This is a genomic window from Streptomyces sp. NPDC032822, from assembly GCF_055578825.1.
Map to the genome: position 1 here is coordinate 268,970 of NZ_JBVIOL010000001.1, position 26,259 is coordinate 295,228.

Genomic DNA, 26,259 nt, shown 5'->3' on the forward strand with positions numbered 1-26,259 from the left:
GAGTGGAGCCGACGGTCACTTCTCGGTCGGCCGAGGTGGAGGCGAGGGTTGCCTCTTGGTTGGCCGAGTCGGGTGGTGGGTGGGCATAGGTCGGGGGGCCGGGGGCGGAGCCCCCGGTCGCGGGCCGCACCGGCGCCGGGCTCCCAGGAATAAACGGGGACAGCCTCCTGTTAACCCAGCGCAGGACAGCGCATGGTCGAACAACAGGAGGCAGCCACCGTGACCGCAACGGCAGACGAGACCCGGGGAACAGCCCACGGCACCGCCCCCACCCCCCTCTCCGTACTGGACCTGGTCACCGTCGGCGCAGGCCGCACCGCCACCGACGCCCTCCGCACCAGCGTCGACATCGCCCGCCTCGCCGAGTCCCGCGGCTACCACCGCTACTGGGTCGCCGAACACCACTCCATGCCGGGCGTGGCGTCGAGTTCACCCGCGGTGATCCTCGCCCACCTCGCCGCCCACACCACCCGCATCCGCCTCGGCTCAGGCGGCGTGATGCTCCCGAACCACGCCCCACTGGTGATCGCGGAGCAGTTCGGCACGCTGGAAGCGATGGCCCCGGGCCGGGTAGACCTCGGCCTCGGCCGCGCCCCCGGCACCGACGGCGCCACCGCCGCCGCCCTCCGCCGCACCGAACGCCTGAACGAAGGCGCCGACGACTTCCCCGAGCAGCTCGCCGAGCTGATCCGCTTCCTGGACGACGACTTCCCGGACGGCCACCGCTACCGCCGTATCCACGCGGTACCCGGCCCGATCCAGGCGACCTCCCCGGGCGGCGTCCAGGATCCGCACCGGCCGCCCGTCTGGCTGCTCGGCTCCTCCGGCTTCAGCGCCCGCCTGGCCGGCTCCCTCGGTCTGCCCTTCGCCTTCGCGCACCACTTCTCGGCGCAGAACACCATCCCCGCGCTGGACCTGTACCGGGAGTCGTTCCGGCCGTCAGCGGCCCTGGCCGAGCCGTACGCCCTCATCGGCGTCTCCGCCCTCGCCACCGAGGACGAGAAGGAGGCCCGCCGCCAGGTGAAGGCCGCCGCGCTCAACATGATCCGGCTCCGCACCGGCCGTCCCGGGCTCGTCCCCACTCCGGAGGAGGCCGAGGCGTACGAGTTCAGCGCGATGGAGCGCGACTTCATGGACTCCTGGAACGCCAACGTCATCCACGGCACCCCCGACGAGGTCCGCTCCGGCCTCGACGACCTCCACAAGCGCACCGGCGCCGACGAGCTGATGATCACGGGCAACGCCCACAGCGGCGACGTACGCCTGCGCTCGTACGAACTCATCGCCGACGCGTACGGACTCCCGAAGGCCTGAGCGAGGGGGACCCTCAGCGGCTGAGGCCCTCAGGACCGGAGCGCTGACGGCCTCAGTGCCCCGGCGAAAGCGACTCAGCGACTCAGCGCCCCGGCGGCAGCGACTCAGTCCTGCCGCGCCTCCGTCAGACCCGTACCCCCGTCAGACCCGTACCCCCAGCAACCCGGAGATCCGGTCCGGCGACACTGGTCGCGAGTACAGCCACCCCTGGCCGGTGTCGCACCCGATCCGCCGCAGCCGGGAAGCCTGCGCGGACGTCTCCACGCACTCCGCGGTGACCGTCAGGCCGAGCCGGTGGGCGAGCTGGATCATCGCCTCCACGACGACCTCGTCGGCCGGATTCGGCGGGACGCCCTCCCCCTCGTACTGGAAGCCCCGGACGAACGACCCGTCCAGCTTCAGCACCGACACCGGCAGCCGGCTCAGATACGCCAGGTTCGAGTAGCCGGTGCCGAAGTCGTCGATCGCGATGCCCACGCCCATGTCGCTGAGGGCCTGGAGGGCCTGGAGGGGGCGGCCCGCCGAGCCCATCACCGCCGACTCGGTCAGTTCCAGTTGCAGCAGCCGCGGTTCCAGCCCCGTCTCCGCGAGGATCTGCGCCACGTCCGCGACCAGGTCCGAGTCCCAGACCTGACGGACCGCCACGTTCACGCTCACGAAGATCGGCGGCTCGTCCGGGTGGTCCAGCTGCCACTGCCGTGCCTGACGGCAGGCGGTGGCCAGCACCCAGCGGCCGAGCTGCACGATCGAGCCGTCCTCCTCGGCCAGTCCGATGAACCGATTCGGCGTCAGCATGCCGAACTGCGGGTGATTCCAGCGGACCAGGGCCTCGACACCGCGCAGCCGGCCGTCCTCCATGCAGACCAGCGGCTGGTACTCCAGCACGAACTCGTCGCGCTCGATCGCCGGGCGGAGTGTGGAGGCGAGGGCCTGGCGGGTGACGCGGTGGGCGTTGCGCTCCGGGTCGAAGAGGGTCCAGCGGGCCTTGCCGTCGGCCTTCGCCCAGTACAGCGTGGTGTCGGCGGCCTGCATCAGTCCGGTGGCCGAGGTCCCGGCCGCCTGGCGTTCCACCACGCCGATCGAGGCCGACACCGACATCCGCTGCCCCGAGAGGTCGAAGGGGGCCTGGACCGCCTCCAGTACGGCCTCGGCGAGGTCGGCGAGCTGCTCCGTGCCGGTGGAGTCCTCGACGAGCAGGGCGAACTCGTCGCCGCCGAGCCGGGCGACCAGCGGGGCGGTGGCCCTGCCGTAGCCGGCCTCGTCGGCACAGCGCGTGAGGCGTTCGGCGACGGCGGCCAGCAGCCGGTCGCCGACGCGGTGGCCGAGGGTGTCGTTGACGGCCTTGAATCCGTCCAGGTCCAGGTAGCACAGCCCGATCCGGCCGGTGCCGCTCTGCTCGTACGAGTCGGCCTCCAGCGCGGCCGAAAGTCGCTCGAAGAACAGGGTGCGGTTGGGCAGCCGGGTCACCGGGTCGTGCATCTGCAAGTGCCGCAGCCGCGCCTGGAGTTCCCGCCGGGCGCTGATGTCGGCGACCGACACCAGGACCCCGGGCTCGCCCCCCACCAGGGGGGAGACGGTGACCTGCACCCACAGGGAGTGCCCGTCGGGGTGCTTGAGGCGGCGGGTGCAGCGCAGTTTCGCCTGACGGCCGCGCAGCACCTCGCGGTAGGCGTGCCAGGTGCGGGCGTCCGAGGCCAGGTCGACCAGGTCGGCGGCGGCCCGGCCGGTCAACGACGCGGCACCGGTGCCGAGCAGCGTGCCGAACGGCTCGTTGGCGTCGAGCACCAGGCCCGCGGGGTCGACGACCGCCATCGCCAGGGGCGCCGCGGCGAACGCCGAACGGTAGGAGACGGCCTCGCCGGACGGGTCTCCCGTACCGGGAGACGTGCGGACATCACTCTCTGTTACGGCTGACCCGTCGGCGTCTGCCGCGGGCGTCGGCCCTTCGGACGTTCCGCTCACCGCTCGCTCCCGCAGTGCATTCGATCGCTGTCCGCCAGGAAAGTGTGCCGATCATAGAGGCTGGCCCCGGGCCCTTCCAGCCACTGTCCAGTGTCCCGGAACAACCGGCCTTTCTGACAGATCGTTTCTGCACGCGTCTGGACAGGTGTTTTTGGCACCTGACCAGTTGTGACGTTCCGTGAGCGATTCGGGGGTGTCGATCCTGACGGTTCTTCACTCCTCTCACTCGTCTGGTGCAGACAAACAAGGCGTAGTACGACAATTGCCCACAGTCTGGGTGCGGTGTCCCGTGAACCGCACCCGGAGGTCCCTGTGCCGCGTCCGTTCCCGCGCCCCCGACTGCGCAGTACGGCGGCCGTGTTCACCACCCTGTCGGCGCTCGCCGCCACCTCCCTGGTGACCGGGCCCTCGGTCGCCGAACCCTTCGCGGCGACTTCGTGTGCCCTCGCCCGCACCGGGGCCCACCACTCGGAGGGCCTCGACACCTGGAACGCCGCCTATCCGCGCCCGGCCCGCTCGCTGGACGCGGTGATGGTGTTCCTGTCCTTCCCGGACTCTGTCCCGCTGACCACGCCCGACGAACTGACCGCCGACCACTTCCCGGCCACCAGCCGCTTCTTCGAGCGGGCCTCCTACGGCAGGTTCGCCCTGCGCCCGCACCCGCTGCGGGACTGGATCCAGATGCCGCAGCCCTCGACGGCGTACGCCATGCAGCGCGACTGGAGTGCCGCGCACCGCGCCGCCTATCTGCGGGACGCCCTCGCGGCGGTGGACGGCCAGGTCGACTTCTCGCGCTACGACATCGTCTACCTCGTCGCCGACCCGGACGCGCCCGGCGTGGACTCCGACGCGACGAAGGTCGTCAACCTCGACACCCCGCTGCGGGCCGACGGCACCGACATCCGACGGGTCGTCACGGTGTTCGAGCAGCATCCGCCGGACCGGCTGGTGCTGGCCCACGAGACCGGGCACGTCTTCGACCTGCCCGACCTCTACCACCGCCCGGTGGACGGCAAGGGCGACTGGGACACCTACGTCGGCGACTGGGACCTGATGGGCAGCCAGTTCGCGCTGGCGCCGGACCTGTTCGGCTGGCACAAGTGGAAGCTCGGCTGGCTGGAGTCCCGCCAGGTGGCGTGCGTACGGGGGCCCGGGCCGACCCGGCTGACCATGGAGCCCCTCGGCGCCGGACCGGGCGTCCCGGCCGTGGGCGCCGCCGGGGCGCCGGCCTTCGGACTGGGCCGGGGCACCAAGCTCGCGGTCGTCCGCACCGGGACCGACAGCGCGCTCGCCTTCGAGGCGCGCGGGCCGGTCGGCAACGACACCGGGGTGTGCGCACCCGGCATCCTCGTCTACCGGGTGCGCAGCGGCGCCGCGTCCGGCGGAGGGCCGGTCGAGGTGATCGACGCCCACCCGCGCAGCGAGGCCTGCTGGGAGACGTCCGTCTACCCGCCGCTCGCGGACGCCCCGGTCGGCGTCGGCGAGAGCTTCACGGTGCCGGGCGAGGGCGTACGGGTGGAGGTGGAGGGGCGGACCGTCTCGGGGGCGTGGACCGTGAAGATCACGGCCGGCTAACCGCGGACAGGCGCCCACGCGAAAGGCCCCTCGCTCGCGCGAGAGGCCTTTTCGTGTCGGTGCGCCGCCAGGGACTCGAACCCCGGACCCGCTGATTAAGAGTCAGCTGCTCTAACCAACTGAGCTAGCGGCGCCTGCTGACGTCGTAGACCTTAGCACCCTGATCGGCGGGAGGAAAAATCGATATCCGCACGGCCGCACGGGCCGCCCGGACGGCCGCCCAGAGCAGGATCTCGGGGCCCGGCAGCCAGGGGCGACGGGTGTCCGGGGCGACCAGCCAGCGGCAGCCGGACGGGGTGTCGGAGCCCGTCGCGCCCATGGGTGCGGGGAGGGTCACCGCGTCGCCGGTGCCGTGGCACAGCAGGGGCGGGACGATCCCCGTGCGCCCCGGCTCCTCCCAGTGCAGCAGCGAGGGCAGCCGCTGGGCCGTGCCGGGGGCGGCGAACAGCAGCATCCGGCCCCGGAGCGCCGCGACCGGCCCCGATCCCGGCCCCTCGTCCCACAGCCGGTCGAGGATCCGGCGGCCGAAGATCGCGGGGGCGCTGACGATGTCGAAGGCGGTGCCGCAGGGCAGCACGACCGGGGCGTCGGGCCGTTCCTCCCAGAGGGCCAGGGTGCTCCGCGGATACGTTCCTGCCGAGGCCAGCCAGGCGGCGCCCTCGGCGGTGACGCCGGCGACGTCGAAGCGAGCGGAGTCGGTCTCTTCGCGCATGCTGCTCATGGCATCTACATCTACGGGCTGTGAGCGGGTGGTATCCCAGGGTTGCCGGAAACGGGGACGGGGAAGGACGGGAGGGAGTATCTTGCCCACCTGGCATATGCCGGGTGGTGAATGCTCGGGGAAAGCGCCGTGAGTGCGCCGGGTGCGCGCCCGCGCCCGTGTCTACACCGGGTCGGCGTGCCCCGGGCCCTCGGCGCCGCGCAGCAGATCCCGGCCGAACTCCACCATCTTCTTCGCGTAGTCCTCGGTCCACTCGGCCCGCGCGGCGATGTCCGCCGACGTCAACCGGTCGAAGCGGCGCGGGTCGGCCAGCTGGGCCGCCGCGATGGCCTGGAACTCCACGGCCCGGTCGGTCGCCGCACGGAACGCCTGCGTCAGCTCCGTCGCCCGGGCCAGCAGATCGCGCGGATCGTCGATCGACTCCAGATCGAAGAAGTGCTCGGGGTCGTCGGCGACCTGAGCGGGCTCGAAGAGCAGGGGCGCGGGGCGTAGCCGCGATTCGTTCCGACGCGGCGTGGGCTCCGCCATGTCTTCTCCTCCTCGTACGTCACGGACGACCCGTGGGTGAGCGGGCCACCGTCCATTGTCCCGTGCCCGCGCAAGAGGGCCCGGGACACATGCCTCCGGCGCTCTCAAGGTCTCCAGGCCACGCGATGTTCCCCGAGATGCGCCAGCACCGCGTGATTCGCCTCCCAGCCGTCCGGGAACTTCACGACCGTGCCCAGCTGGACGGGTTCCGTCGACGGGTAGTCGTCGAGGAGGTCGGTGACTCCCGCGCGGCAGACCACGATGCAGGCGTGCCGGTGGCGGGAGGTCAGGACGCACAGGCGGCCCGTCTCCAGGTGGAAGGCGGTGGCGTCGGGGCGGCCGGAGAGCGGGTGGAGGACGACCGTGACGTCGTACTCGCGGCCCTGGAGGCGGTTCGCGGTGTCGACGGTGACGTCCGTGACACCCAGGTCGGCCAGCGCCGCGCGGACCGCCGCCGCCTGGTCCCGGTGGGCCGTGCCGACGGCGACGCGGTCGGCGGTCAGGGGCGTGGGATCGGGGGAGCGCTCCGAGGTGGCCGCCCCGCCCCGGTCGAGCAGCCGCCGTACGACCGTCGCCACCGCCCGCACCGCCTCCGGGTCCGTGCGCGGGGTGTGCCGGGCGGGCAGCTCCAGCAGGCCCCAGCCGGACACGGCGGCCTCGTCGATCACCCGGTCGGGGCCGGAGCCGTCGCCGGGGACGGCGAGGGTGAGCCGCCGGTCGCCGTGGCCCGTGCCGCTGCGGAAGGGTGTGTACGGGTAGAAGGCGTCGGAGACCAGGGGCGCGGCCGAGGCCGGGAGCCGCCAGGACACCGGCAGGCGGTGCTGCGGCAGCTCGGGGTTGTGCGCGAGCAGGGTCGTCACGGCGGAGCCCGAGGGGTCGTACGACAGGCCCGCCCACTGCTCGCTGCCGACGATCGCGAACGGGTCCAGCTGGCCCGGGTCGCCCACGAACAGCGCCCGTTCGAACAGCCCGGCCACGGCCAGCAGCGCGTCCGAGCGCATCTGGTAGGCCTCGTCGACGATCGCGTGCCGCCACGGTTCGTCGACCTTGACGTGCCCCCACTTGGCGGCCGTGGAGATCACGACCGAGAGGCCGGTGAGGTCGCCGGCTTTCGCCGACTTCCGGACGTTCGGCAGGTCGTCCAGCGCCTTGTCGTACGGGTCGGCGTCACTGCTGTGCAGGCGGCCCACCGGCAGGTCGGGGTTCTTCTCCGCGAGCCGCAGCACCAGGTCGTCGACCTGGGCGTTGGTCTGCGCGACCACCATCAACGGGCGCCCCGCCTCGGCCAGTTCCAGCGCCGCGCGGACCACGAGCGTGGACTTGCCGGCACCGGGCGGGGAGTCGACGACGACACCGCGCGCCGAGCCGTGCAGGGTGTCGTGCAGGATCGCCCCGGTGGCGCGGGCGGCCTCGGCACCGGGGTCGAAGGGCCGGGCGGTCACAGGACGTCCTCGTCGGTCGGGGGGTCGGCGATCTCGGGCACGGCGGCCGTCCCGCCCACCGGCTCACCGGGGGGTCCGCCGTGGGTCCACGGGGTGTCCTCCGGGTCGGGGAGCTTCGCGCCGCCGCGCTGCTCGTGTTCGAAGAGCGTGAAGCAGACCGGGTCGCCCTTCTCGGGCACGGATCCGGCCTCGGGCTCCTTGCCGCGGCCCATCTTGTCGACGATCCGCAGCACCAGCAGGGCACCCTCCTCCTCGTGCGCCACGAACTCGGCGGCCTGCGGCTTGCCGCCCAGCGAGCGGTACACCTTGACCCGCTCGGCCAGGTGCGGCCGGTCGTCCGTGCGCACGGTGACCAGGGGGCGGGGGCTGGGCCGCTTGCCCTCGCTGTACGCCATGACGACATCGGTGACCTCGCCCGCGAACGCCTCCCCGGCCAGCCGCCGGCCGGCCATCACCAGCGGGTCGTCCAGGGCCTCCTGCGCCTCCAGGCGGGCCTGTTCGCGCTCGCGCGCGGCGAGCTTGTTCGCGGCGGTGACCGCGTCGTCCCGGCGCGGCTGCGGGGGCTCGCCCGCCAGCACCCGGTCACGGTGGCCGGTGAACGACCAGCGGTCGCGCGTCCACCGCTCCTCTACGTGTGCACCCGCGGGCAGCGCCCGCAGCAGGTCCAGGCCGCGCCACACGGCGTCCCAGGTGGGCCGCGTACGGCTCGCCACCAGGGCGCGGATCTCCTGTTCGGCGGCGGTGAGGACGCCCAGCCGGTCGTCCGCCTGCAGTCCGTCCTCGGCGGCGGCGAGGGCGGTGCGGGCACGGTCGTAGCGCTCGATCGCGGGCGCGAGCAGCTTGTTGTCGAACGCCGGGTCGGTGGCCGGGCCCGCGGGCGGGCACAGCAGCTGGCCCCGGGTGTCCCGGAGCAGCTCGGCCCGGAGCGCGGTCTCCGCGCCGGACATCCCCTCCGGCGGATCGATCCAGGCGAGCAGCGCGCCCAGATGCTGGTCCTCCAGGGTGGACTGACCGGTCGCCCAGTGCCGGGCCAGCAGGTCCGTCATGGCCGGCAGCAGGGAGGAGCCGGGCACCCGGGCACGCTCCCCGAAGTGGGTCAGCCAGCGGCCGAGCAACGGCAGCGCGGGCGGCGCGGGATACGGGTTCTCCGGGTCCTGTTCCGCCGTACGCCGAAAGCGCATGGAGCGGCCGAGCAGCCGGACGAACTCGATGCCCGCGCGGCTCGGCAGGATCAGCTGCGGGGCGTCCGCGCACAGTTCGACCTCGACCTTGACCCGCTTGCCGGTCTCCGGGTCGGTCTCGGTGCGCTCGGCCGCCTCCACGGCCCCGGCGAACGAGTCGATGTACGGCAGGACGACATCGGCCAGTTCGGCGAGGAACGCGAACCGCAGGTCACGGTCGCGGGGCTGGGACACGGCCAGCAGGTGCGGGGCGTCCCGGTCGGTGCCGACCAGCGCGCCGAGCGGGGCGCCGGCCTCACCGGCGGTGGTGAGCGGCACGAGGACGAGGGGATGTGCGGACAGCCGCCGGTGCCGGACGGTGGCCGCGGGCTGGGCGCGGCCGGTGCTGACGGCTTCGAGGCGGGCGAGGGTGGAGATCAGCGACATGTGCTCAGACCCCCGTGCCGAAGGGGTCGGCGCTGCCGAGGGGCCCGGCCGCGGCCCCGGCGAGCGCCGCCGCCCGGCCCAGTGCCTCCGACCGCAGCTCCGCCGCCCGGCGCAGCGCCGCCACCGTCGGATCGGCCGGGTCGCCGCGCTTGCCGCGGGCCGCCGCCAGGACGTCCTCGACCGTCGTCAGACCGCCGAGTTCGGCGCGCACCGAGCGGCCCAGGGACGTCACCGCGCCCTCGGCGCGGGAGCGGTCCCGGCAGTGGAAGGCCAGCTCGCACGCGGACAGGCACTCGGGCGCATAGGTCGCCGGGACCGATTGGACCGCGGCCGTCAGCTCGTCGGCGGGCAGGTCGGGGGAGAAGCAGGTGCCCTCGGGGAGCGCGTCGGCGATGTCCTGGACGCGGGTGAGGCGGGCCAGCTGACGGGAGGTCACCGCGCGCTGCTTGCGGACGTCGACGGCGGACGCGGTGGCGAGGTTGGAGAAGTCCTTGGGGCAGACCAGGAGGACGTGGTGCCGTACGCGCGGGGCGGGGGCCGCCTCCTGGGCGAGGCGCGCGGCCACGTCCTCCAGGGCCAGCACGTACACCGCCGCCTGCCGGGCGGCGGCGCCCACCTTGGCCGGGTCGGCCGAACCGTCCAGCATCGGGAAGGACTTGATCTCCACGACCGTCCAGCTGCCGTCCGGGTGCACGACCACCGCGTCCGGCTCCAGGAAGGCGGGCGAACCGGCGACCTCCAGGGCGAGCATCGGGTGGTCGAGGAGCGCCCAGCGGCCCGCCGCGGTGGCGTCGCGCAGGGCGAGGGCCGTACGCGCGCTGCGGCCCTCGGGGCCGATCGCGGCGAGGTCGGGCACCTCGGCGTCCGAGGGGGGCTCGGCCTTCCGGTCCAGCTTCTCGTGCACCAGCCGCAGCAGTTCCGCGCCGCCGTCCGCCTTGACCCGCTTCTCGAACGCGTTGCCGCGGGTCAGCGCGAACTGGGACTGGCCGAAGGCGGAGGGCGAGCCCAGCGCGTCCGCCAGCACCGCCTTGTTCACCCCGGCGCCGTCGAGGATCGCCCGCCGCCGGCAGCCCGGGTTGGCGGCGAGGGCCGCCAGGGCGCGCGCGTCCAGCGCCTTGGCCGGTACCTCGGGGCCGCGCAGCTCAGCGAGCCGCTGCCGGAGCCCCGTCTCCCGCGTCCGTGGGAGCGGTACTCGGCTCGGCTCCGCCTGCGAACTGGGACTCGCGCTGCCGTGGGATGTGCTCACTCGCGGAAGTCTGGCATCCGTCACTGACAATCGAGGCCGGAGTGCCGGGAGAGTCCGCCGCGACGCCCGGGAACAGCGCCTCGATCCGCGCCCGCAGCGGCACCGTGACCCGTGCCGCGTACCGCGTCACATGCGGGGCGAGCAGCAGGCCGACGCCCATCACGGCCGCGCCCGCCACCGCGTCGAGGAAGTAGTGGTTGGCGGTGCCCATCACCACGATCGTCGTCACCAGCGGATAGACGACACCGGCGGTCTTCGCGGTCCGGGTCCGGCCGTACTTCCACAGCATCACCCCGCACCACAGGGCCCAGCCCACATGCAGGCTCGGCATGGCCGCGTACTGGTTCGTCATGCCGCCCATGCCCCGCGGTGCGCTCGCCTCGCCGCCCCACCAGCCGTACGAGCTGTACTGGGCCATCGTGTCGACGAAGCCGTGTCCCGAGGAGAGCAGCCGGGGCGGGCAGGTCGGCAGCAGGGTGAAGCCGATCAGGCCGATGAACGTGGACGTCATCAGCCAGGTGCGGGCCGCTCGGTAGCGCACCGTACGGGACCTGAACAGCCAGATCAGGATCGCGGGCGTGACCAGGTAGTGCAGCGACGCGTACCAGAAGTCGGCCGGTACGCCGATCCACGCCTCGCTGGTGAAGAGCCGGTTGAGCGGGTGCTCCGCGTTGAGGTAGAGGACCTTCTCGATGCGCAGGATGGCCAGACCGTGGTCGACCGCGCTCGTGACGTCCCCCCGGGCGAGCAGCCGGCCGGCGGAGTAGCAGGCGTACACCAGCAGGAGCAGCGGCAGCTCGGTCCACCAGCGCAACCGGGTGTGCGAGGCCGCCTCGATGCCTGGTGTCTCGGTCTGCGGCATCCGATCGCCCTCCCCCTCGTCGCGCGCGTCCGGTGGTCCCGTCCGGGCGAGCCACTTTACGGCGTGTGCGCGTACCCCCGTGGCACGCCCCCAGCCCTCAAAGACGCAGAGATCGCCCACCGGGTTGCCCCTGTCCAGCGTGCGCGATGATGGAGGGGTTCCGCCTCTGATTTCTCCCGGGAGGGTCCCTCATGGCTTCGCGCATCCTGCTGGCCCGGCACGGACAGACGGAGTGGTCGCTGTCCGGCAAGCACACCGGCAGGACCGACGTACCGCTCCTCGAAGAGGGCCGGCGCGGCGCCAAACTGCTCGGCGAGCGCCTGTACCGGGCGCCGTACGACGGGCTGGCCGGGGTCGAGGTGCGGACCAGCCCGCTGGTCCGCGCGCGGGAGACGTGCGAACTCGCCGGCTTCGGCGAGCGCGCGAGCACCTGGGACACGCTCATGGAGTGGGACTACGGCTCCTACGAGGGGATGACCCCGCAGGAGATCCAGGACGTCCGGCCCGGCTGGCTGATCTGGCGCGACGGCGTGCCGCGGGGCGAGTCGCTCGCCGAGGTGTCGGCCCGGGCCTACGAGGTGGTGGCCTGGGCGCGCGAGCGGGACCGGGACGTGCTGGTGTTCGCGCACGGTCACATCCTGCGGTCCATAGGCGCCCGCTGGCTGGGGCTGCCCCTGGACTTCGCGGCGCGGATCCGGCTCAACCCGACGTCGTTGTCGGTGCTCGGCTGGGCCTACGGGGAACCGGCGATCGAGAGCTGGAACGACCTGGGGCACCTCGCCTAGCACCTCGCGCACCGTGCTGTCCCGTGCCGCCTCATGTGATGCGCGGCAGACTCGCGTGGCGTTCCAGGAACGCCGACACCCCCGACGCCCGCCGGTGCGGCAGCAGGACGCGTGCCGTGCCCGCGAGCATGGTCTGGATCCTGGACGACTGGACCTCGCCCAGCAGCTCCAGCACCCGCAGCCCGGCCGCCGCGGCCTCGTCGGGGCGGCCCTCGCGGGCGAGGTCGTCCGCCAGTTCCGCCGTGTACAGGGCGATGTTCCGCTTGAAGTGCGGGTCCTGGAGCTGGGCCGCCCGGCGTGCGTGCCGGGCCGCGCGGCGCCAGTCGCCGAGCGTGGACCAGCACTGCGCCTCCAGCCCCTCCAGCTCGGCCTCTCCGTAGAAACTCATCCACTCGGGGTCGGCGTCCGAGCGGCCCCGGTCGTAGAGGGCCTGCGCGCGGGCGAGCGACTGTTCGCAGCCGGTGCGGTCGGCGAGCCCGGCCCAGCCGCCCGCCTCGCGCAGCGCGAGCAGCGACAGCAGGCGGGGTGAGCCCAGCGGGCGCGCGACCCGTTGCGCGGCCTGCGCGGCGCGCACCGCCTCCCGGGGCCGGCCGGCGTCCCGCGCGAGGAACGCCGTATTGCAGAAGGCGTGCGCCTCCAGGCCCGGGTCCTCGGTCATCCGGGAGGTAGCGAGCGCCTCCGCGTAGTGCGAGCGGGCGTCGTCGAAGCGGCCCGAGTCGTGGGCCAGCCAGCCCACCGAGATGGCCAGTTCGCCGGCGCTCGAATGGAGCCGGTCGGCGGTCGTCTGCCGGGTCGTGTTGGCGTCGAGCAGCGCGTAGGCGGCGCGCAGCGGGGCCGCCGCGCGCCGGTAGAGGCCGTCGGCGCCGTGCCGGTCGTCGAGCAGCCGGATCCTGCGGACGGCCTCTTCGAGGGCGCCCGCCTCACTGGCCCCGACGCGGCGGGCGGGGCGTTCCGCGGCCGAGGCGTCGACGGCGAGCGTGAAGGGTCCCAGCGAGGCGGCGGCCATCGTGGCGCCCCCGCTGGTCATGAATGCGCGACGCAGCACGTCGCTCTCCTCGTGGTTGTCGTGCGTCTCGTACGGGCCCTGCGTGGTGTCATACGGCTCGACCGCCCCTCGCGTCTCACTCGCGGCATATGCCAGACTTGTCGCGTGCGGCGAGGGCGTGTCCTCGGGCACGGGTGCCCTCCTGCCGCGGACCGAAGACCGGGACGCGAACCCGAGGTCGGTGAGCGTGCGGCCGGGGAACATGTGCAGGAACACCCGTTCGTACGCATAGTTGGGGCAGCGGATCTCGCCCGCCTCGACCCGTCCGACATAGCGCGCGTCGCAGCTGACCCGCTCGCCGATCTCGCGCGCGGACCGCCGCACCGCCGACGCGAACTCGGCCGGCGAGCGCTGTCCGCGCAACTGCCGGAACGCGAGGTTCGGTTGCGGTGGTCGGGGGATCGGGGACGAGGTCACCATTGACGACGCCATGGCCGGGTCCTCTCATGCGAACCGTCGAACCCTGCCGGAACGGAGGTGGTTTCGCGGTGAGTTGTCCGTGTGACTCCCTGTTTCCGGCGGGCAAGAACGTACCGGCTGTGTCGGACCCGCCACACGGTGTTTGGCTACAAACCGGATATCTCATCCGAGATCTGCCATGAACTGCCATCCTTTGAGACGGACTTCCGCCGTAGCCGTTGACACGGACGGGCGTTGAACCCGGCGGACCGGGAGCCGCCCGACTCCCGACCCGTTCGCTGGAGGAGGAGTTCCGTGGTGGTGGAAGCCTGGATGGGGACCAGACACAGCGCTGATCCCCGTACGCCGCATACGACCCCGCACCCGTCCCCGTGTCCGGACGCGGCGTGCGACCTCGTCACGGTGCCGACGCGCCAGGGCCTGGAGGCGGTCGACATCCTGCGGCGCGGGGCGGGCGACGACGCGGTCGGACCGGTCCTGCACGACGACGACTGCGACACCCTCGGATTCGTGGTGCCGCCGGGCACCGCCGCCGCCTGGGACGTCCCGGGCAGCACCTGCACGGAGACCGACGGCCGGGGCCTGCGTCTGGCCCCCGAACCCCCGGTGCCGGGCTCGGACTGGCTGCTGCCTCCCACGGACGCCGACCTCGCGACGGACCCCGCCGTACTGCGGGCGGCCCTGGACGAGGCGGCACGGCTGATCGAGGCGGCGGACAACTGCCGGTGAGGCAGGCCGGGGCTCGCTGAGCCGACCGTCGCGCGGTGCCGGACAATGGCCCCATGGGAAAGTCCAGGAACTCCCGGCGGGAGAACGCCGCCGCCGTCGTCGAGGCCGTCGACGGAGGGCTCGCCGAGCTCATGCCCGACCGGGACCGGACGCGGGCCTGGACACTCCTCGTCGACGGGGCGCCGCAGTCGCACGTGGACCTCGACGACCCCGCGTACCTCTCCTTCGAGTACCAGCGCAGGCTCGGGCACGTCATCGACCTGGCCGCCCCGCCCGGCCGGCCCGTGCACGCCGTGCACCTCGGCGGTGGCGCCTTCACCCTCGCCCGGTACGTCGCCGCCACCCGCCCCCGCTCCACCCAGCAGGTCGTCGAGCGTGACGCGGCCCTCGTCCAACTGGTCCGCCGGGAGCTGCCGTTGGACCCGGGGGCCCGGATCCGGGTGCGTTCCACGGACGCCCGCGAGGGCCTCGCCAAGGTGGCCGACGGATGGGCCGACCTCGTCATCGCCGACGTGTTCAGCGGCGCCCGCACCCCGGCCCACCTCACCTCGACCGAGTTCCTCGACGAGGTCCGCCGGGCGCTGAAACCGGGCGGTGTCTACGCCGCCAACCTCGCCGACGGGCCGCCGCTCGCCCACCTGCGCGGCCAGATCGCCACCGCGGCCGCCCGCTTCCCCGAACTCGCCCTGATCGCCGACCCGACCGTGCTGCGCGGCAAACGCTTCGGCAACGCGGTCCTCGTCGCCTGCGACCACCCGCTCCCGATCGCCGAACTCACCCGCCGCGCCGCCTCCGACCCGCACCCCGGTCGCCTCGAACACGGCAGGCAGCTCACCGACTTCACGGGCGGGGCGGTACCGGTGGTCGACGCGGCCGCGGTGGCCTCGCCCGCACCACCGGCAGCCGTGTTCAGGTGACCGGGCGGCTCCGCACGGCACAGCGGGTCCCGCCGATCCACCAGGTCCCGACGGGTCAGTAGGTCCTGACGGTTCAGTGGTTCAGTAGGTCCCGATCTCCACCCGCGGCGGTCCGTCGTGCCAGGTGCAGAACACCGACACCCGGTCCGCGCCCGAGGAGAACTCCACCCGGATCCACGACTCCGTCTTCCACACCTGCATCGACCAGCCGGTGCCGGGCGTCGCCGACACCAGCGTCGCGGACGTGTTGCCGAGGTCGAAGACCGCGCGCCCGCCGTCGGTGTCGTAGCTCTTGACCCGACCCGAAGCGGCCGGACCCGAAGCGGTGGGGGAGGGGGTGGTGTCCGCGGTCCGTGAGGGCGTCGGGGCCGGCTTCGGGGACGCCTCGCGGGCACGCGGCGACGGGCTCTTCGACGCGGTCGGCGTCGGCCGGTCCGTCGAGGACGCCAGCGGCTTCGACTCCTGCGTGGTGGCGTCGGCCGTCGTGACGGGCAGGGCGCGCGGCGGGTCGTACGCCGTGCCCTCCATCACCGTGTGGACACCCCACCACGACAGCGTGACCGCCGCGCCCGTGGCGAGCGTCCAAGCCAGGAGGTGCATGAGTCCTCTGCGCATCGCGGGCCATACTGCCTCACGCGCCCCACCCGTGTCGCCCGGTCGGGGACCCGGTCGTCCACAGGCGGGAAGTTGTCCACAGGCACCGGATGGGGTTCCGCCGCATGGCGTAGGTTGCGGCGCATGGCAAGTGTGCTCGTGGTCGAGGACGACCAGTTCGTCCGCTCGGCGCTCATCCGGCATCTCACCGACGCGGCCCACACGGTGCGCAGTGTCGGCACCGCGCTGGAGGCGCTGCGCGAGGTCGCCCACTTCCGTTTCGACGTGGTGATCCTCGACCTCGGTCTGCCCGATCTGGACGGCTCCGAGGCCCTGAAGATGCTGCGCGGCATCACCGACGTCCCGGTCATCATCGCCACCGCCCGTGACGACGAGACGGAGATCGTCCGGCTGCTGAACGCGGGCGCGGACGACTACCTCACCAAGCCGTTCTCCGTGGAACACCTGTCGGCCCGGATGGCGGCCGTGCTCCGGCGCTCCCGCACCGCCGTCGGGGAGGCGGCCCCGGAGAGCGTGCTGCGCGTCGGCGGCCTGACCGTCGACCCGCTGCGCCGCCAGGCCCAACTGGACGGTGTACGACTGGACCTGACCCGGCGCGAGTTCGACCTCCTCACCTTCCTCGCCGGCCGCCCCGGTGTCGTCGTCCCCCGCAAGGAACTCCTGGCCGAGGTGTGGCAGCAGTCGTACGGCGACGACCAGACCATCGACGTCCATCTGTCGTGGCTGCGCCGCAAGCTCGGTGAGACGGCGGCGAGCCCGCGCTATCTGCACACCCTGCGGGGCGTCGGCGTGAAGCTGGAGCCACCGGGATCGGAGCCGGCCCGATGAGGTGGGCACTGGTCAAGGTCTCCCTCGCCGTCACCACCATGGTCGTGGTCGCCTTCGCGATCCCCCTCGGGCTCGTCATCAAGGAGCTGGTCCGCGACCGCGCCTTCTCCAACGCCGAACGCCAGGCCGCGGCCGTCGCCCCGGCCCTGTCCATCACCACCGACCGCGACCAGCTGGAGCGGGTCGTCGCCTCGGCGGGCTCGGACGCGGGCCTGGCCGTGCACATACCGGCCTCCGGCGACGCGAGGGCCGTCGACCTCGGGCGGCAGCGCGCCGCCGACGCGGACATCGCGACCGTGCGGAAACTGGGCCGCGCCTCCACCAGCGAGGTGTCCGGCGGCTCCACGCTGCTCCAGCCGGTCGCGCTCAGCTCCGGCGAGATCGCGGTCGTCGAGGTGTACGTCCCCCAGGCCGAGGTCGGCAACGGCGTCACCACGGCCTGGGCGATACTCGCCGGCGTCGGAATCGCCCTCGTCGTCGGCTCGGTCGCCGTCGCCGACCGGCTCGGCGTCCGGATGGTGCGCCCGGCCCGGCGCCTGGTCGAGGGCGCGCACGAACTGGGAGAGGGAAAGCTGGGCGCCCGGGTGCCCGAGGAAGGACCGAACGAACTGCGACTGGCGGCCGTCGCGTTCAACTCAATGGCCGACCAGGTCGTCCAACTCCTCGCCAACGAACGGGAGCTGGCCGCCGACCTGTCCCACCGGCTGCGTACCCCGCTGACCGTGCTGCGGCTGAACGCGGCCTCGCTGGGCGAGGGGCCGGCCGCCGAACAGACCCGGGCCGCGGTCGCCCAGCTGGAGCGCGAGGTCGACACCATCATCCGTACCGCCCGGGACGCCAAGCCGCAGACCGCGGCGGCCGGGCCCGGCGCCGGGTGCGACGCGGCCGAGGTGGTCCGGGAGCGGATGGGGTTCTGGTCGGCGCTCGCGGAGGACGAGGGCCGCAAGTGGCGGGTGGCCGGGGCCGACCGGCCGGTGCGGATCCCGGTGGCCCGCAGCGACCTGGTCGCCGCGCTGGACGCCCTGCTCGGCAACGTCTTCCGGCACACCGCGGAGGGCACCGCCTTCGCCGTCGACCTGCACAACGGCGAGGACGCGGTGATCGTGCTGGTGTCCGACGCGGGCCCCGGCATACCCGACCCCGAGGCGGCGATGGCCCGCGGCCGGGGTTCGGGCAGCGCCGGGTCGACCGGGCTCGGTCTCGACATCGTGCGCCGCCTCGCGGAGGAGACGGGCGGGGACGTGCGGATCGGGGCCTCCGTGCTCGGCGGCACCGAGGTGCGGATCTGGATCCAGCTGGACGGACGCGAACCCGTGCGCCGGGGCCACCGGGGAGCAGGGGCCGTACGACGCCGTCGGCGCGGCCGACTGGTCTCCCCCTTCAACCGGTCCCGATCCCGTCCCTGAGCGCACCCTGGCTCGCCGATCCCCGCCGCAGGACCAGTTCGCCTCCCCGAAGGCGTGCGCCGTCTACGGGCGACCCCCGGCACGTCCGGCGTCCGCCGGGACGCCCACGGGGCGCGACACCCCCACAGTGCCGCGCCCCGCCCCCCGACTCCCCCCGAAGGGGCGGTGGCCTACTCGGCCGCCGCCACCGGGGGGAGCGTTCCTGTCCGTGCCGCCTGGGCGTACCAGTGGGCACTCGATTTCGGTGTGCGCTCCAGCGTCGCGTAGTCCACGTAGACAGCGCCGAAGCGCTTCCCGTAGCCGTACGCCCACTCGAAGTTGTCCATCAGCGACCACAGGTAGTAGCCCCGGACGTCCGCGCCGTCCGAGATCGCGCGGCGGACCGCCGCGAGGTGGCCGTGCAGATAGGCGACGCGCTCCGGGTCGTGGACGCGGCCGTCGGGGTCGGGCTTGTCGTCGTAGGCCGCGCCGTTCTCGGTGATGTACAGCGGCAGGCCGGGGGCCTCGCGGGAGTAGCGCATGATCAGGTCGTGCAGACCCGTCGGGTCGATCGTCCAGCCCATCTCGGTGCGCTCGCCCGGCGTCTGGTGGAAGGCGACGTCGTCCGCGCCCGGCCAGGGGGAGAAGGAGCTGGCACCGTGCCCGTCGGCACGCTGCGCGGTGGCGTGCGGGTCCGTCGCCGCGACCAGCGCCGGGGTGTAGTAGTTGAGGCCCAGCGCGTCCAGCGGCTGGTTGATGGCCGTCAGGTCGCCCTCCTGGACGTACGACCAGTCCGTGATCAGCTCCGTCGCGGCGTACAGGGTCTCCGGGTACACCCCGTGCAGCATCGGGCCGTGGAAGACGCCGTTGGCCAGGTCGTCGATCTTCCGGGCCGCCGCCAGGTCCGCCGAGTCCTGCGAAAGCGGCCTGACGACCGAGGAGTTGAGGCTCACCGCCACCGAGTTGCGGGCCGGCATCGCGGCGCGCAGGGCGGTGGTGCCCAGCCCGTGCGCCAGGTTCAGGTGGTGGGCGGCCTTGAGCGACGCCGCCGCGTCGGTGCGGCCGGGGGCGTGCACCCCGGAGCCGTAGCCCAGGAAGGCGCTGCACCACGGCTCGTTGAGCGTGATCCACTGCTCCACCCGGTCGCCGAGCGCCTCGCCGACGATCTGCGTGTACTCGGCGAAGCGGTACGCGGTGTCGCGCTCGGGCCAGCCGCCCGCGTCCTCCAACTCCTGCGGCAGGTCCCAGTGGTAGAGGGTGAGAGCCGGCTTGATGCCCTTCGCGAGCAGCTCGTCCACCAGCCGGCGGTAGAAGTCCAGACCCCGCTGGACCGCCGGCCCCCGGCCGGTCGGCTGCACCCGCGACCAGGAGACCGAGAACCGGTACGCGGACAGGCCCAGGTCCGCCATCAGCGCCACGTCGTCGCGGTAGCGGTGGTAGTGGTCGACAGCGATGTCACCGTGCTCGCCGCCGGCCGTCCGGCCCGGCGTGTGACTGAAGGTGTCCCAGATGGAGGGCGTACGGCCGTCCTCACGCACCGCCCCCTCGATCTGGTAGGCGGAGGTCGCGGCGCCCCAGAGGAAGGCGGGCGGAAAGGTCACCGGGGTCGCCGGCGTTGCGGACTGAGGCATGGAAGCGCTCCCATAGGAGGTCGGGTGGACCGACAGTCGGGGGGAAGTGGGGAATGCGGGAACAGGGGAGAGGGAGGGAGGGAGGAGAGAGTGGGGGCGAGCGGGGGCCGAGGCGGCGGTGGCTCGGCCCCCGGAACGCGAGGGAACACACTGGAACGCAGGGGGAAACAGGGGCGAGAGAGGTCTCAGCCCTTGACGGCACCCTGCATGATGCCGCCCACGATCTGCTTGCCGAAGATCGCGAAGACCAGCAGCAGGGGCAGCGTACCCAGCAGTGCGCCCGCCATGATCAGGGACTGGTCGGGCGTGTAGCCGCGGCCCAGGGCGGCGACCGCGACCTGCACGGTCGGATTGCCCGTCTGGGTCAGGACCAGGAAGGGCCACAGGAAGTCGTTCCAGGTCTGCACGAACACCAGCATGCCGAGCACGGCCATCGCCGGCCGGGCCGCCGGGAACACCACGTGCCACACCACCCGCCAGCTGCTCGCCCCGTCGACCCGGGCGGCCTCGATGATCTCGTCCGGCAGGGCCTGGATCAGGTACTGCCGCATGAAGAACACGCCGAACGCGCTCACCAGGGACGGGAAGATGACGGCCTGCAGCTGGTCGGTCCAGTCCAGCTTGGCGACCATCATGTACAGCGGGATCACGCTCAGTTGCGGCGGCACCATCATCGTGCCGATCACGATCAGCATCATCGCGCCACGGCCCCGGAACCGCAGCTTGGCGAAGGCGAACCCGGCGATCGTCGACAGGAACACGACGGTCACCGCCGAAATCCCCGCGACCAGCGTGGTGTTGAAGAACGCCTCGCCCAGGTTGGCTTCCGTCCAGGCCACTTCGATCTTGTCGAAGAGGCCGCCGCCGAACCAGAACGGCGGCGGGGTCTGCGCCAGCCGGTTGTTGTCACGTGAGGCGGCGATCGCCGACCACACCAGCGGGAACAGCGAGACGATCGTGAACAGGATGAGGATCGCGTACGCGATCGGGCCGCCGTGCAGTTGTCCGCCGGCCCGCGCGGACTTCGGCAGGCGCGAACGCCTGGCCCTGGCCGGGGGTTTCTCGTCGGGGGGCGTCACCGTGGTCGTCGTAGTCGTCACGGCCGAACTCCTTAACTACTGGCGCGCAGCCGGCGCGAGATGACGTAGTTGATGATGCCGATGACGATCAGCATCAGGAACATCGTCCAGGCGATCGCCGAGGCGCGGCCCAGGTGCTGGGCGACCCAGCCCTGCTCGTACAGGTACAGGCCCAGCGTCTGGAACTGGTGTTCCGCGCCGCCGGACGTGCCCTTGTTGGCGTCGAACAGCAGTGGTTCACCGAAGACCTGGCTCGCCCCGATCGTCGACACCACCACGGTGAACAGGATCGTCGGGCGCAGCGCGGGCACCGTCACATGGATGAACTGCTGCCAGCGGCTGGCCCCGTCCAGGGCCGCCGACTCGTACAGGTCGTGCGGGATCGCCTGCATCGCGGCGAGGTAGATCAGCGCGTTGTAGCCGGTCCAGCGCCAGATGATGATCGACGAGACGGCGATCTGCGAGGGCCACTTGTCGTTCTGCCAGTCGACCGGATTGATGCCGACGGCGTCGAACGCCCAGTTGATCATGCCGTAGTCACGGCCGAAGAGCAGGACGAACACCAGCGAGGCGGCGGCGATCGAGGTCGCGTACGGCGCGAGCATCGCGACCCGGAAGAAGGTCGAGGCCCGCAGCTTGTAGTTGAGTATGTGGGCGATGCCCATCGCCATCAGCAGCTGCGGAACGGTGGAGATGATGCCGATGGTCAGGGTGTTCTTCGCCGCGTTCCAGAAGAACTCGTCGTCGAAGATCCGGGTGTAGTTGCGCAGCCCCACCCAGTTCATGTCCGTCGGCGCCGTCAGCTCCACCTGGTGCAGCGAGGCCCAGCCCGTGTAGAGCAACGGGAACAGGCCGAACGCGACGAACAGCAGGAAGAACGGGGAGACGAAGGCGTACGGGCTCCAGCGCTTGTCCCGCTGCCAGCGCCGGGACAGCCGGGCCCGCCTCTTCTCCGCCGCGGCCGAGGCTTCGTCCTCGGGCGGGCGTCCCGGGGCCGCGCCCCCCTCCTTCACGGGGGGCGCGGCGGTGTCGTGACGGGTGGTCATACGGGTCACTGGTCCAGCTTGTTGTCGATGGACTTGACGGCCGAGTCCCAGGCCTCCTGTGCGGACTTGCCCTTCGTCACCAGGATGACGCCGTTGTCCGACAGGCCCTGCTGGATGATCTGGTCCTTCGGGCCGATCACCTGGACCGGGGCGGTCTTGGCGGCCTCGGCGAAGACCTTGCCGATCGGCTGGTCACCGGTCATCTGGTTCACCGCGCCGGTGACTTCGGGTGAGGTGTAGGCGGCCGGGGCGCTCGGGAAGCTGCCCTGCACCTTGAACAGCTTCGCCTGCTGCTCCGGCGCGGTCAGCCAGGCCACGAACTTCTGGGCCTCGGCCACGTGCTTGCCGCTCTTGGGCACGGTCAGGAAGGTACCGCCCCAGTTGCCGCTCTTGGGCGCGTTGGCGACGGCCCACTTGCCGGTCGCCTCCGGCTTGGAGTTGTCCTTCAGGGTGCCGAGCATCCACGGCGGGCAGGAGATCGCGGCGAACTTGTTGTTGGCGATCGTCGAGTTCCAGGCGGGCTGGAACTGCGTCTGTGCCTGGACCAGTCCCTTCTCGGCGGCCTCCGCCGTCAGGTCGAAGGCGGCCTTGACGGCCGGGTTCGTCTTGTAGATGACCTTGCCGGAGGAGTCGTAGAACTTCTCCTTCTCGCTTCCGATGATCCCGTTGAGCAGACCGCCGGGGGAGTCCATGAAGACGGTGCCCTCGGGCGCCTTCTTCTTGTACTGCTCGCCGACGGTGATCAGCTTGGACCAGTCACCGGCCCACAGCGCGCTGACCTCGGCGGGGTCCGTGGGCAGGCCGGCCTCCTTGAAGAGGTCGGTGCGGTAGCAGATCGCCATCGGGCCGACGTCGGTGCCGAGGCCGATCGTCTGGCCGTCCTTGGTGGTGGCCTGCTCCCACTTCCAGTCGAGCCACTTGCTCTTGTCCACTCCCGAGACCTTGGAGAAGTCCGAGAGCTTGGCGGCCTGGGTGTTCACGATCTCGGCGATGTTGGCGACTTCGACCGCCTGTACGTCCAGCAGACCGCTGTTGGTCGTGAGGTGGTTCAGCAGCGGCGGGTAGTAGTTCTCGTTCCGCTGGATGACGTTGTCGGCGATCTTGATCTTGGGGTTGAGCTTCTCGTACTCGGTGTAGAGGCCGGCTTCCTTGAAGCCCATGGTGCCGAAGAGTCCGAGCGTGATCGTGGTCTTGCCGCCGCCGCCGCTGTCCGGAGACGAACCGTCGCCGTCGCCGTTTCCGTCGTCGGCACAGCCGGCCAGCAGCCCGGCGCCCAGCGATGCGACAGCCGCGAGGACTACCGCCCTGTTGCGGGCGGATCGGGTACGTGCTCGCATTGCGTCCTCCTGTTTGCCCTGACGTGCCGACCCCCCGGCCAACTGCGTTGTTGGACCCGTTAGTTCTAGCTGCGGCTCGGGCGGGGAACGTGCGGGATGTGTATGTGTCAGGTACCGTGGGAGCGCTCCCACCGGTGATGTGTTGAAGGTTCGTCGGTCCGGGCGGGGGTGTCAAGGGACTGGGACCGGAGAGATGCGTTCAGTTATCGGGCTGTTAACTAGAGCCGGGGGATCGCGATCCGGCCACCCACGGGTGCCTTCCTGCGGAAACCCCGGAGCCTGCCACGGACAGGCTCCCCACCGGCACGACTGTTAGATTCCAGGCCAACGCAAGGTCGACGGGAGGGCGAAGCCCATGGCAAGCCACGGAGCGCGGAGCCGGAGCGGTGGCCGGCCCACCCTCGAAGAGGTGGCAGCCCGTGCGGGCGTCGGCCGCGGCACGGTCTCGCGGGTGATCAACGGTTCGCCCCGGGTCAGTGACGCCACCCGCGCCGCCGTGGAGGCGGCGGTCGCCGAGCTCGGCTACGTCCCCAACACCGCCGCCCGTGCCCTCGCCGCCAACCGCACCGACGCCATCGCCCTGGTCGTCCCCGAACCGGAGACCCGCTTCTTCGCCGAGCCGTACTTCTCGGACATGCTCAAGGGCGTCGGCGCGGAACTCTCCGACACCGAGATGCAGCTCCTGCTGATCTTCGCGGGCAGCGACCGGGAACGGCAGCGGCTGGCCCAGTACCTTGCCGCGCACCGGGTCGACGGCGTCCTGCTGGTCTCCGTCCACGCGGACGACCCCCTCCCCGACCTCCTCTCCCAGCTGGAGATACCGGCCGTGATCAGCGGCCCGAGGTCGGCCGCGGAGACCCTGCCCTCGGTCGACTCCGACAACTACGGCGGCGGTCGCTCGGCCGTCGAGCACCTGCTCGCCCGGGGCTGCCGCACGATCGCCCACATCACCGGCCGCCTCGACGTGTACGGTGCCCAGCGCCGCGTCGACGGCTACCGGGACGCCCTGCTCGGCGCGGGCCACGCGGTGGACGAGCGGCTGATCCAGCCGGGCGACTTCACCGAGGAGGGCGGCCGGCGCGCGATGACCGAACTGCTGGTCCGCCGCCCCGACCTGGACGCGGTCTTCGCCGGCTCGGACGTGATGGCGGCCGGTGCCCGTCAGGTGCTGCGCGAGAAGGGCCGTCGCATCCCCGACGACGTGGCACTCGTCGGCTACGACGACTCGGCCATCGCCCGCCACATGGACCCGCCCATGACCAGCGTCCGCCAGCCCATAGAGGAGATGGGCCGCAGAATGATCGACCTCCTCCTGACCGAGATCGCCGACCGCCGCCCCGCGGTCACCCGGGAACTGGAACGCCGCCAGATGGTCCTGGCCACGGAACTGGTGACGCGGGCGTCGTCGTGACGTGGGCGTTGTCGTGACGCGGGCGTTGTCCTGAGGCGGCCGTTGTCCTGAGTCGGACGTCGCCACGACGTGGAGGGTGGGCCGGTCGCGCCGCCGCGACCGCCCCGCCGCGACCGCCCCGCCCCCGCCCCCGCCGTTCGGCGGCATCCCCACCGGTGCCACTCCCCGTCGGCGCCCCGTGCACCGGTCGCTCCGTGCGGTGGGTGACCAGCCGGGCCACCCCCAGCAGTACGGCACCGGTCAGCCGGAAGAAGGTCATCAGCCGCGCCCCGACGAAGCTGTCCGGGTCGTCGGCCTGCGGGCAGACGTCCGTGCCGCACGCCCCGCCGCCCTGGCCCGCCGCGTCCTGGGCCACCACCGGTCACAGCGGCATCGCCAGGTCGAAGGCGAGGATCATCCACGTCACCAGCCGTCACCGATTCCCCCGCCGGGACGTCATCACGAGCCTCCCCACCGCACGAACGGCCCATGAGGCGACCGTACGGCTCCGTAGGTCAAGGGGAGTTGGCGTCAGATCCTGGGTCTCACCGGCCCCGCAGGTCCCGTAGCCACCGTCGCTCACCGTCCTGCTCCTCGGCGGTCGGCGTCAGTCCGGCGGCCGTGGCCACGGAGGCCGAGGCGAGGTGGTCGGGGTGGATGTGGGCGACGACCCTCTCCACGGACCGCTGCCCGAGCCGGTCGACCAGAGCCCGTACCGCTTCTGAGGCGAACCCGCGACCCTGCCAGGGGGTGCCGACCACCCAGGCGATCTCGGCGGTACGCCCCCGGGTGACGGTCGCCTGGACGGTGCCCACGAGGCGATCCTCCGCGCGCAGCCGCAGCACCCAGTTGTGCCAGCCGACGTCCGGATCCGGCGAGCCGGCGACGAGCCGCCGGTAGCGGATGCGAAGGGTTTCGACGGAGTGGGGAGAGCCGCCGATGAAGGTGTGCAGCGCCGGGTCGGACAGCACGGCGGCCATCTCCTCGGCGTGCTCCACGAGCAGGGGGAGGAGGTCGAGGCGGGGGGTGCGGATCGGCTCCGCGCTGTGAGATCGGACGGTGGGCTCCCGGAAAACACCTCAGCCGGTGACCTTGTCTCCAAGGTCACCGGCTGATGAATCAGGGTGAGTGACGGGACTTGAACCTGATTTTGTTACACGGCTGACCTGCGAAGATGCAGGAAGTAGGTGCAAAACGGGCGCGTTCGGTGACGCTGAATGTCGCTCCATGCCGCCTCGCCCCGTCGTTCGTTCCCATGGGAACAGGAGGGTACCGAGGTTGCCCAGGCGGTGCGGGGCCTGAGTGCAGAACGGCCTTACCGACAGTCATGTGAACGTGACAGCGCCCCCGCTGATGCGGGGGCGCTGCTGCCCTCGCCTGTCCGCCTGGGGAGCTGGTCAGGGAGGGCGTCTATGGGCGGGGGGTACGTGATCCGTCCTCCCCCTGTCGATCCAAGATCACACAAATTAGGGTTGACCCTAATCCTTTTTGATCATGTTGTCGGGAACGTGGACAGGTGCCACGTCTCACTGCATCCGACGATCGGGTCGTCGCCCGCCGGCGTGCGGTGGGCGAGCAGATCCGCCGCGTACGCGAGCACAAAGACCTGACCCAGCCAGACGTGTGCGGCCGGAGCGGGATCGACATCGCCACGTACAGCCGCATTGAGCAGGGCCACTCGTCGCCCTTGCTGGACACTCTGATCCGCATTGCCGATGCAATGGGCGTTGAGCTCGTCGACCTCGTCCGCTGAGCGGCCGCCCCCAACGGGGGACGTAGGGACGGCCGCCCGCTT

General features: G+C 72.2%; 23 protein-coding genes and 1 tRNA gene. 9 read left to right on the plus strand and 15 right to left on the minus strand.

The window, feature by feature from the left end:
- The first annotated feature begins 192 nt into the window (after positions 1 to 192).
- Complete coding sequence (locus ACZ5VD_RS01350; protein ID WP_468550570.1) at positions 193 to 1,314, plus strand: LLM class flavin-dependent oxidoreductase; 1,122 nt, start codon at positions 193 to 195, stop codon at positions 1,312 to 1,314.
- A gap of 141 nt (positions 1,315 to 1,455) precedes the next feature.
- Here ACZ5VD_RS01350 and ACZ5VD_RS01355 read toward each other — a convergent pair whose 3' ends face one another.
- Complete coding sequence (locus ACZ5VD_RS01355) at positions 1,456 to 3,276, minus strand: putative bifunctional diguanylate cyclase/phosphodiesterase (protein ID WP_468680026.1); 1,821 nt, start codon at positions 3,274 to 3,276, stop codon at positions 1,456 to 1,458.
- A gap of 312 nt (positions 3,277 to 3,588) precedes the next feature.
- Here ACZ5VD_RS01355 and ACZ5VD_RS01360 point away from each other — a divergent pair, with 312 nt between their 5' ends.
- Positions 3,589 to 4,851, plus strand: a complete 1,263-nt coding sequence (locus ACZ5VD_RS01360) for a M6 family metalloprotease domain-containing protein (RefSeq protein WP_468550568.1) — start codon at positions 3,589 to 3,591, stop codon at positions 4,849 to 4,851.
- Between the two features lie 60 nt (positions 4,852 to 4,911).
- Here the strand turns inward: ACZ5VD_RS01360 and ACZ5VD_RS01365 are convergent.
- From ACZ5VD_RS01365 to ACZ5VD_RS01395, 7 genes are all read right to left on the minus strand, one after another.
- A tRNA-Lys gene (locus ACZ5VD_RS01365) sits at positions 4,912 to 4,985 on the minus strand.
- Positions 4,976 to 5,572 carry a bifunctional DNA primase/polymerase gene (locus tag ACZ5VD_RS01370; RefSeq protein ID WP_468550567.1) on the minus strand — a complete coding sequence of 199 codons (597 nt, stop codon included), beginning with the start codon at positions 5,570 to 5,572 and terminating at the stop codon, positions 4,976 to 4,978. The genes ACZ5VD_RS01365 and ACZ5VD_RS01370 overlap by 10 nt, the downstream gene beginning before the upstream one ends.
- A gap of 162 nt (positions 5,573 to 5,734) precedes the next feature.
- Positions 5,735 to 6,100, minus strand: a complete 366-nt coding sequence (locus ACZ5VD_RS01375; protein WP_468550566.1) for a hypothetical protein — start codon at positions 6,098 to 6,100, stop codon at positions 5,735 to 5,737.
- Positions 6,101 to 6,204: 104 nt separating this feature from the next.
- Positions 6,205 to 7,542, minus strand: a complete 1,338-nt coding sequence (locus ACZ5VD_RS01380; protein ID WP_468680028.1) for an AAA domain-containing protein — start codon at positions 7,540 to 7,542, stop codon at positions 6,205 to 6,207.
- A complete protein-coding gene (locus ACZ5VD_RS01385) occupies positions 7,539 to 9,149 on the minus strand; it encodes a hypothetical protein (RefSeq protein ID WP_468680031.1) in 1,611 nt (536 codons plus the stop codon). The genes ACZ5VD_RS01380 and ACZ5VD_RS01385 overlap by 4 nt, the downstream gene beginning before the upstream one ends.
- A 4-nt stretch (positions 9,150 to 9,153) precedes the next feature.
- Positions 9,154 to 10,395, minus strand: coding sequence for a hypothetical protein (locus ACZ5VD_RS01390; RefSeq protein ID WP_468680033.1), 1,242 nt, complete (start codon positions 10,393 to 10,395; stop codon positions 9,154 to 9,156).
- Positions 10,292 to 11,257 (minus strand): phosphatase PAP2 family protein, encoded by a 966-nt coding sequence (locus tag ACZ5VD_RS01395; RefSeq protein WP_468550562.1) that lies wholly within the window; start codon positions 11,255 to 11,257, stop codon positions 10,292 to 10,294. Before ACZ5VD_RS01395 ends, ACZ5VD_RS01390 begins: the two co-directional genes overlap by 104 nt.
- 191 nt (positions 11,258 to 11,448) lie before the next feature.
- Between ACZ5VD_RS01395 and ACZ5VD_RS01400 the strand changes: the two genes are divergently transcribed.
- Positions 11,449 to 12,042, plus strand: coding sequence for a histidine phosphatase family protein (locus ACZ5VD_RS01400; RefSeq protein ID WP_468680035.1), 594 nt, complete (start codon positions 11,449 to 11,451; stop codon positions 12,040 to 12,042).
- Positions 12,043 to 12,073: 31 nt separating this feature from the next.
- Here the strand turns inward: ACZ5VD_RS01400 and ACZ5VD_RS01405 are convergent, their stop codons facing one another.
- Complete coding sequence (locus tag ACZ5VD_RS01405) at positions 12,074 to 13,519, minus strand: hypothetical protein (protein ID WP_468550560.1); 1,446 nt, start codon at positions 13,517 to 13,519, stop codon at positions 12,074 to 12,076.
- Positions 13,520 to 13,819: 300 nt separating this feature from the next.
- On the opposite strand from ACZ5VD_RS01405, the gene ACZ5VD_RS01410 reads away from it, so the two are divergent.
- Complete coding sequence (locus ACZ5VD_RS01410) at positions 13,820 to 14,236, plus strand: hypothetical protein (RefSeq protein WP_468550559.1); 417 nt, start codon at positions 13,820 to 13,822, stop codon at positions 14,234 to 14,236.
- Between the two features lie 53 nt (positions 14,237 to 14,289).
- Entirely contained in the window at positions 14,290 to 15,153 is an 864-nt protein-coding gene (locus tag ACZ5VD_RS01415; RefSeq protein ID WP_468550558.1) for a spermidine synthase, read from the plus strand.
- An 81-nt stretch (positions 15,154 to 15,234) separates the two neighbouring features.
- Here the strand turns inward: ACZ5VD_RS01415 and ACZ5VD_RS01420 are convergent, their stop codons facing one another.
- Positions 15,235 to 15,768 (minus strand): hypothetical protein, encoded by a 534-nt coding sequence (locus ACZ5VD_RS01420; RefSeq protein ID WP_468680036.1) that lies wholly within the window; start codon positions 15,766 to 15,768, stop codon positions 15,235 to 15,237.
- Between the two features lie 123 nt (positions 15,769 to 15,891).
- On the opposite strand from ACZ5VD_RS01420, the gene ACZ5VD_RS01425 reads away from it, so the two are divergent.
- On the plus strand, positions 15,892 to 16,596 hold the full coding sequence (locus tag ACZ5VD_RS01425) for a response regulator transcription factor (protein WP_468550556.1): 705 nt from the start codon (positions 15,892 to 15,894) through the stop codon (positions 16,594 to 16,596).
- Positions 16,593 to 18,002 carry a sensor histidine kinase gene (locus tag ACZ5VD_RS01430; RefSeq protein ID WP_468680039.1) on the plus strand — a complete coding sequence of 470 codons (1,410 nt, stop codon included), beginning with the start codon at positions 16,593 to 16,595 and terminating at the stop codon, positions 18,000 to 18,002. The genes ACZ5VD_RS01425 and ACZ5VD_RS01430 overlap by 4 nt, the downstream gene beginning before the upstream one ends.
- Before the next feature lie 170 nt (positions 18,003 to 18,172).
- On the opposite strand, the gene ACZ5VD_RS01435 is transcribed toward ACZ5VD_RS01430, so the two are convergent.
- The 4 genes from ACZ5VD_RS01435 to ACZ5VD_RS01450 form a co-directional block, all read right to left on the minus strand.
- Complete coding sequence (locus tag ACZ5VD_RS01435; protein WP_468680042.1) at positions 18,173 to 19,612, minus strand: GH1 family beta-glucosidase; 1,440 nt, start codon at positions 19,610 to 19,612, stop codon at positions 18,173 to 18,175.
- Between the two features lie 185 nt (positions 19,613 to 19,797).
- Entirely contained in the window at positions 19,798 to 20,712 is a 915-nt protein-coding gene (locus ACZ5VD_RS01440) for a carbohydrate ABC transporter permease (protein ID WP_468550553.1), read from the minus strand.
- Between the two features lie 11 nt (positions 20,713 to 20,723).
- A complete protein-coding gene (locus ACZ5VD_RS01445; RefSeq protein WP_468550552.1) occupies positions 20,724 to 21,737 on the minus strand; it encodes a carbohydrate ABC transporter permease in 1,014 nt (337 codons plus the stop codon).
- 5 nt (positions 21,738 to 21,742) lie between these two features.
- Positions 21,743 to 23,074: an ABC transporter substrate-binding protein gene (locus ACZ5VD_RS01450; RefSeq protein ID WP_468680044.1), complete on the minus strand. Its 1,332-nt coding sequence runs from the start codon at positions 23,072 to 23,074 to the stop codon at positions 21,743 to 21,745.
- Positions 23,075 to 23,429: 355 nt separating this feature from the next.
- On the opposite strand from ACZ5VD_RS01450, the gene ACZ5VD_RS01455 reads away from it, so the two are divergent.
- Positions 23,430 to 24,485, plus strand: coding sequence for a LacI family DNA-binding transcriptional regulator (locus tag ACZ5VD_RS01455; RefSeq protein WP_468550550.1), 1,056 nt, complete (start codon positions 23,430 to 23,432; stop codon positions 24,483 to 24,485).
- A gap of 524 nt (positions 24,486 to 25,009) precedes the next feature.
- Here the strand turns inward: ACZ5VD_RS01455 and ACZ5VD_RS01460 are convergent.
- On the minus strand, positions 25,010 to 25,498 hold the full coding sequence (locus ACZ5VD_RS01460; RefSeq protein WP_468550620.1) for a GNAT family N-acetyltransferase: 489 nt from the start codon (positions 25,496 to 25,498) through the stop codon (positions 25,010 to 25,012).
- A 482-nt stretch (positions 25,499 to 25,980) separates the two neighbouring features.
- On the opposite strand from ACZ5VD_RS01460, the gene ACZ5VD_RS01465 reads away from it, so the two are divergent.
- The gene (locus ACZ5VD_RS01465; protein WP_468680046.1) at positions 25,981 to 26,217 is read left to right on the plus strand and encodes a helix-turn-helix domain-containing protein; all 237 of its coding nucleotides are present in this window, start codon (positions 25,981 to 25,983) and stop codon (positions 26,215 to 26,217) included.
- Positions 26,218 to 26,259: the final 42 nt, after the last annotated feature.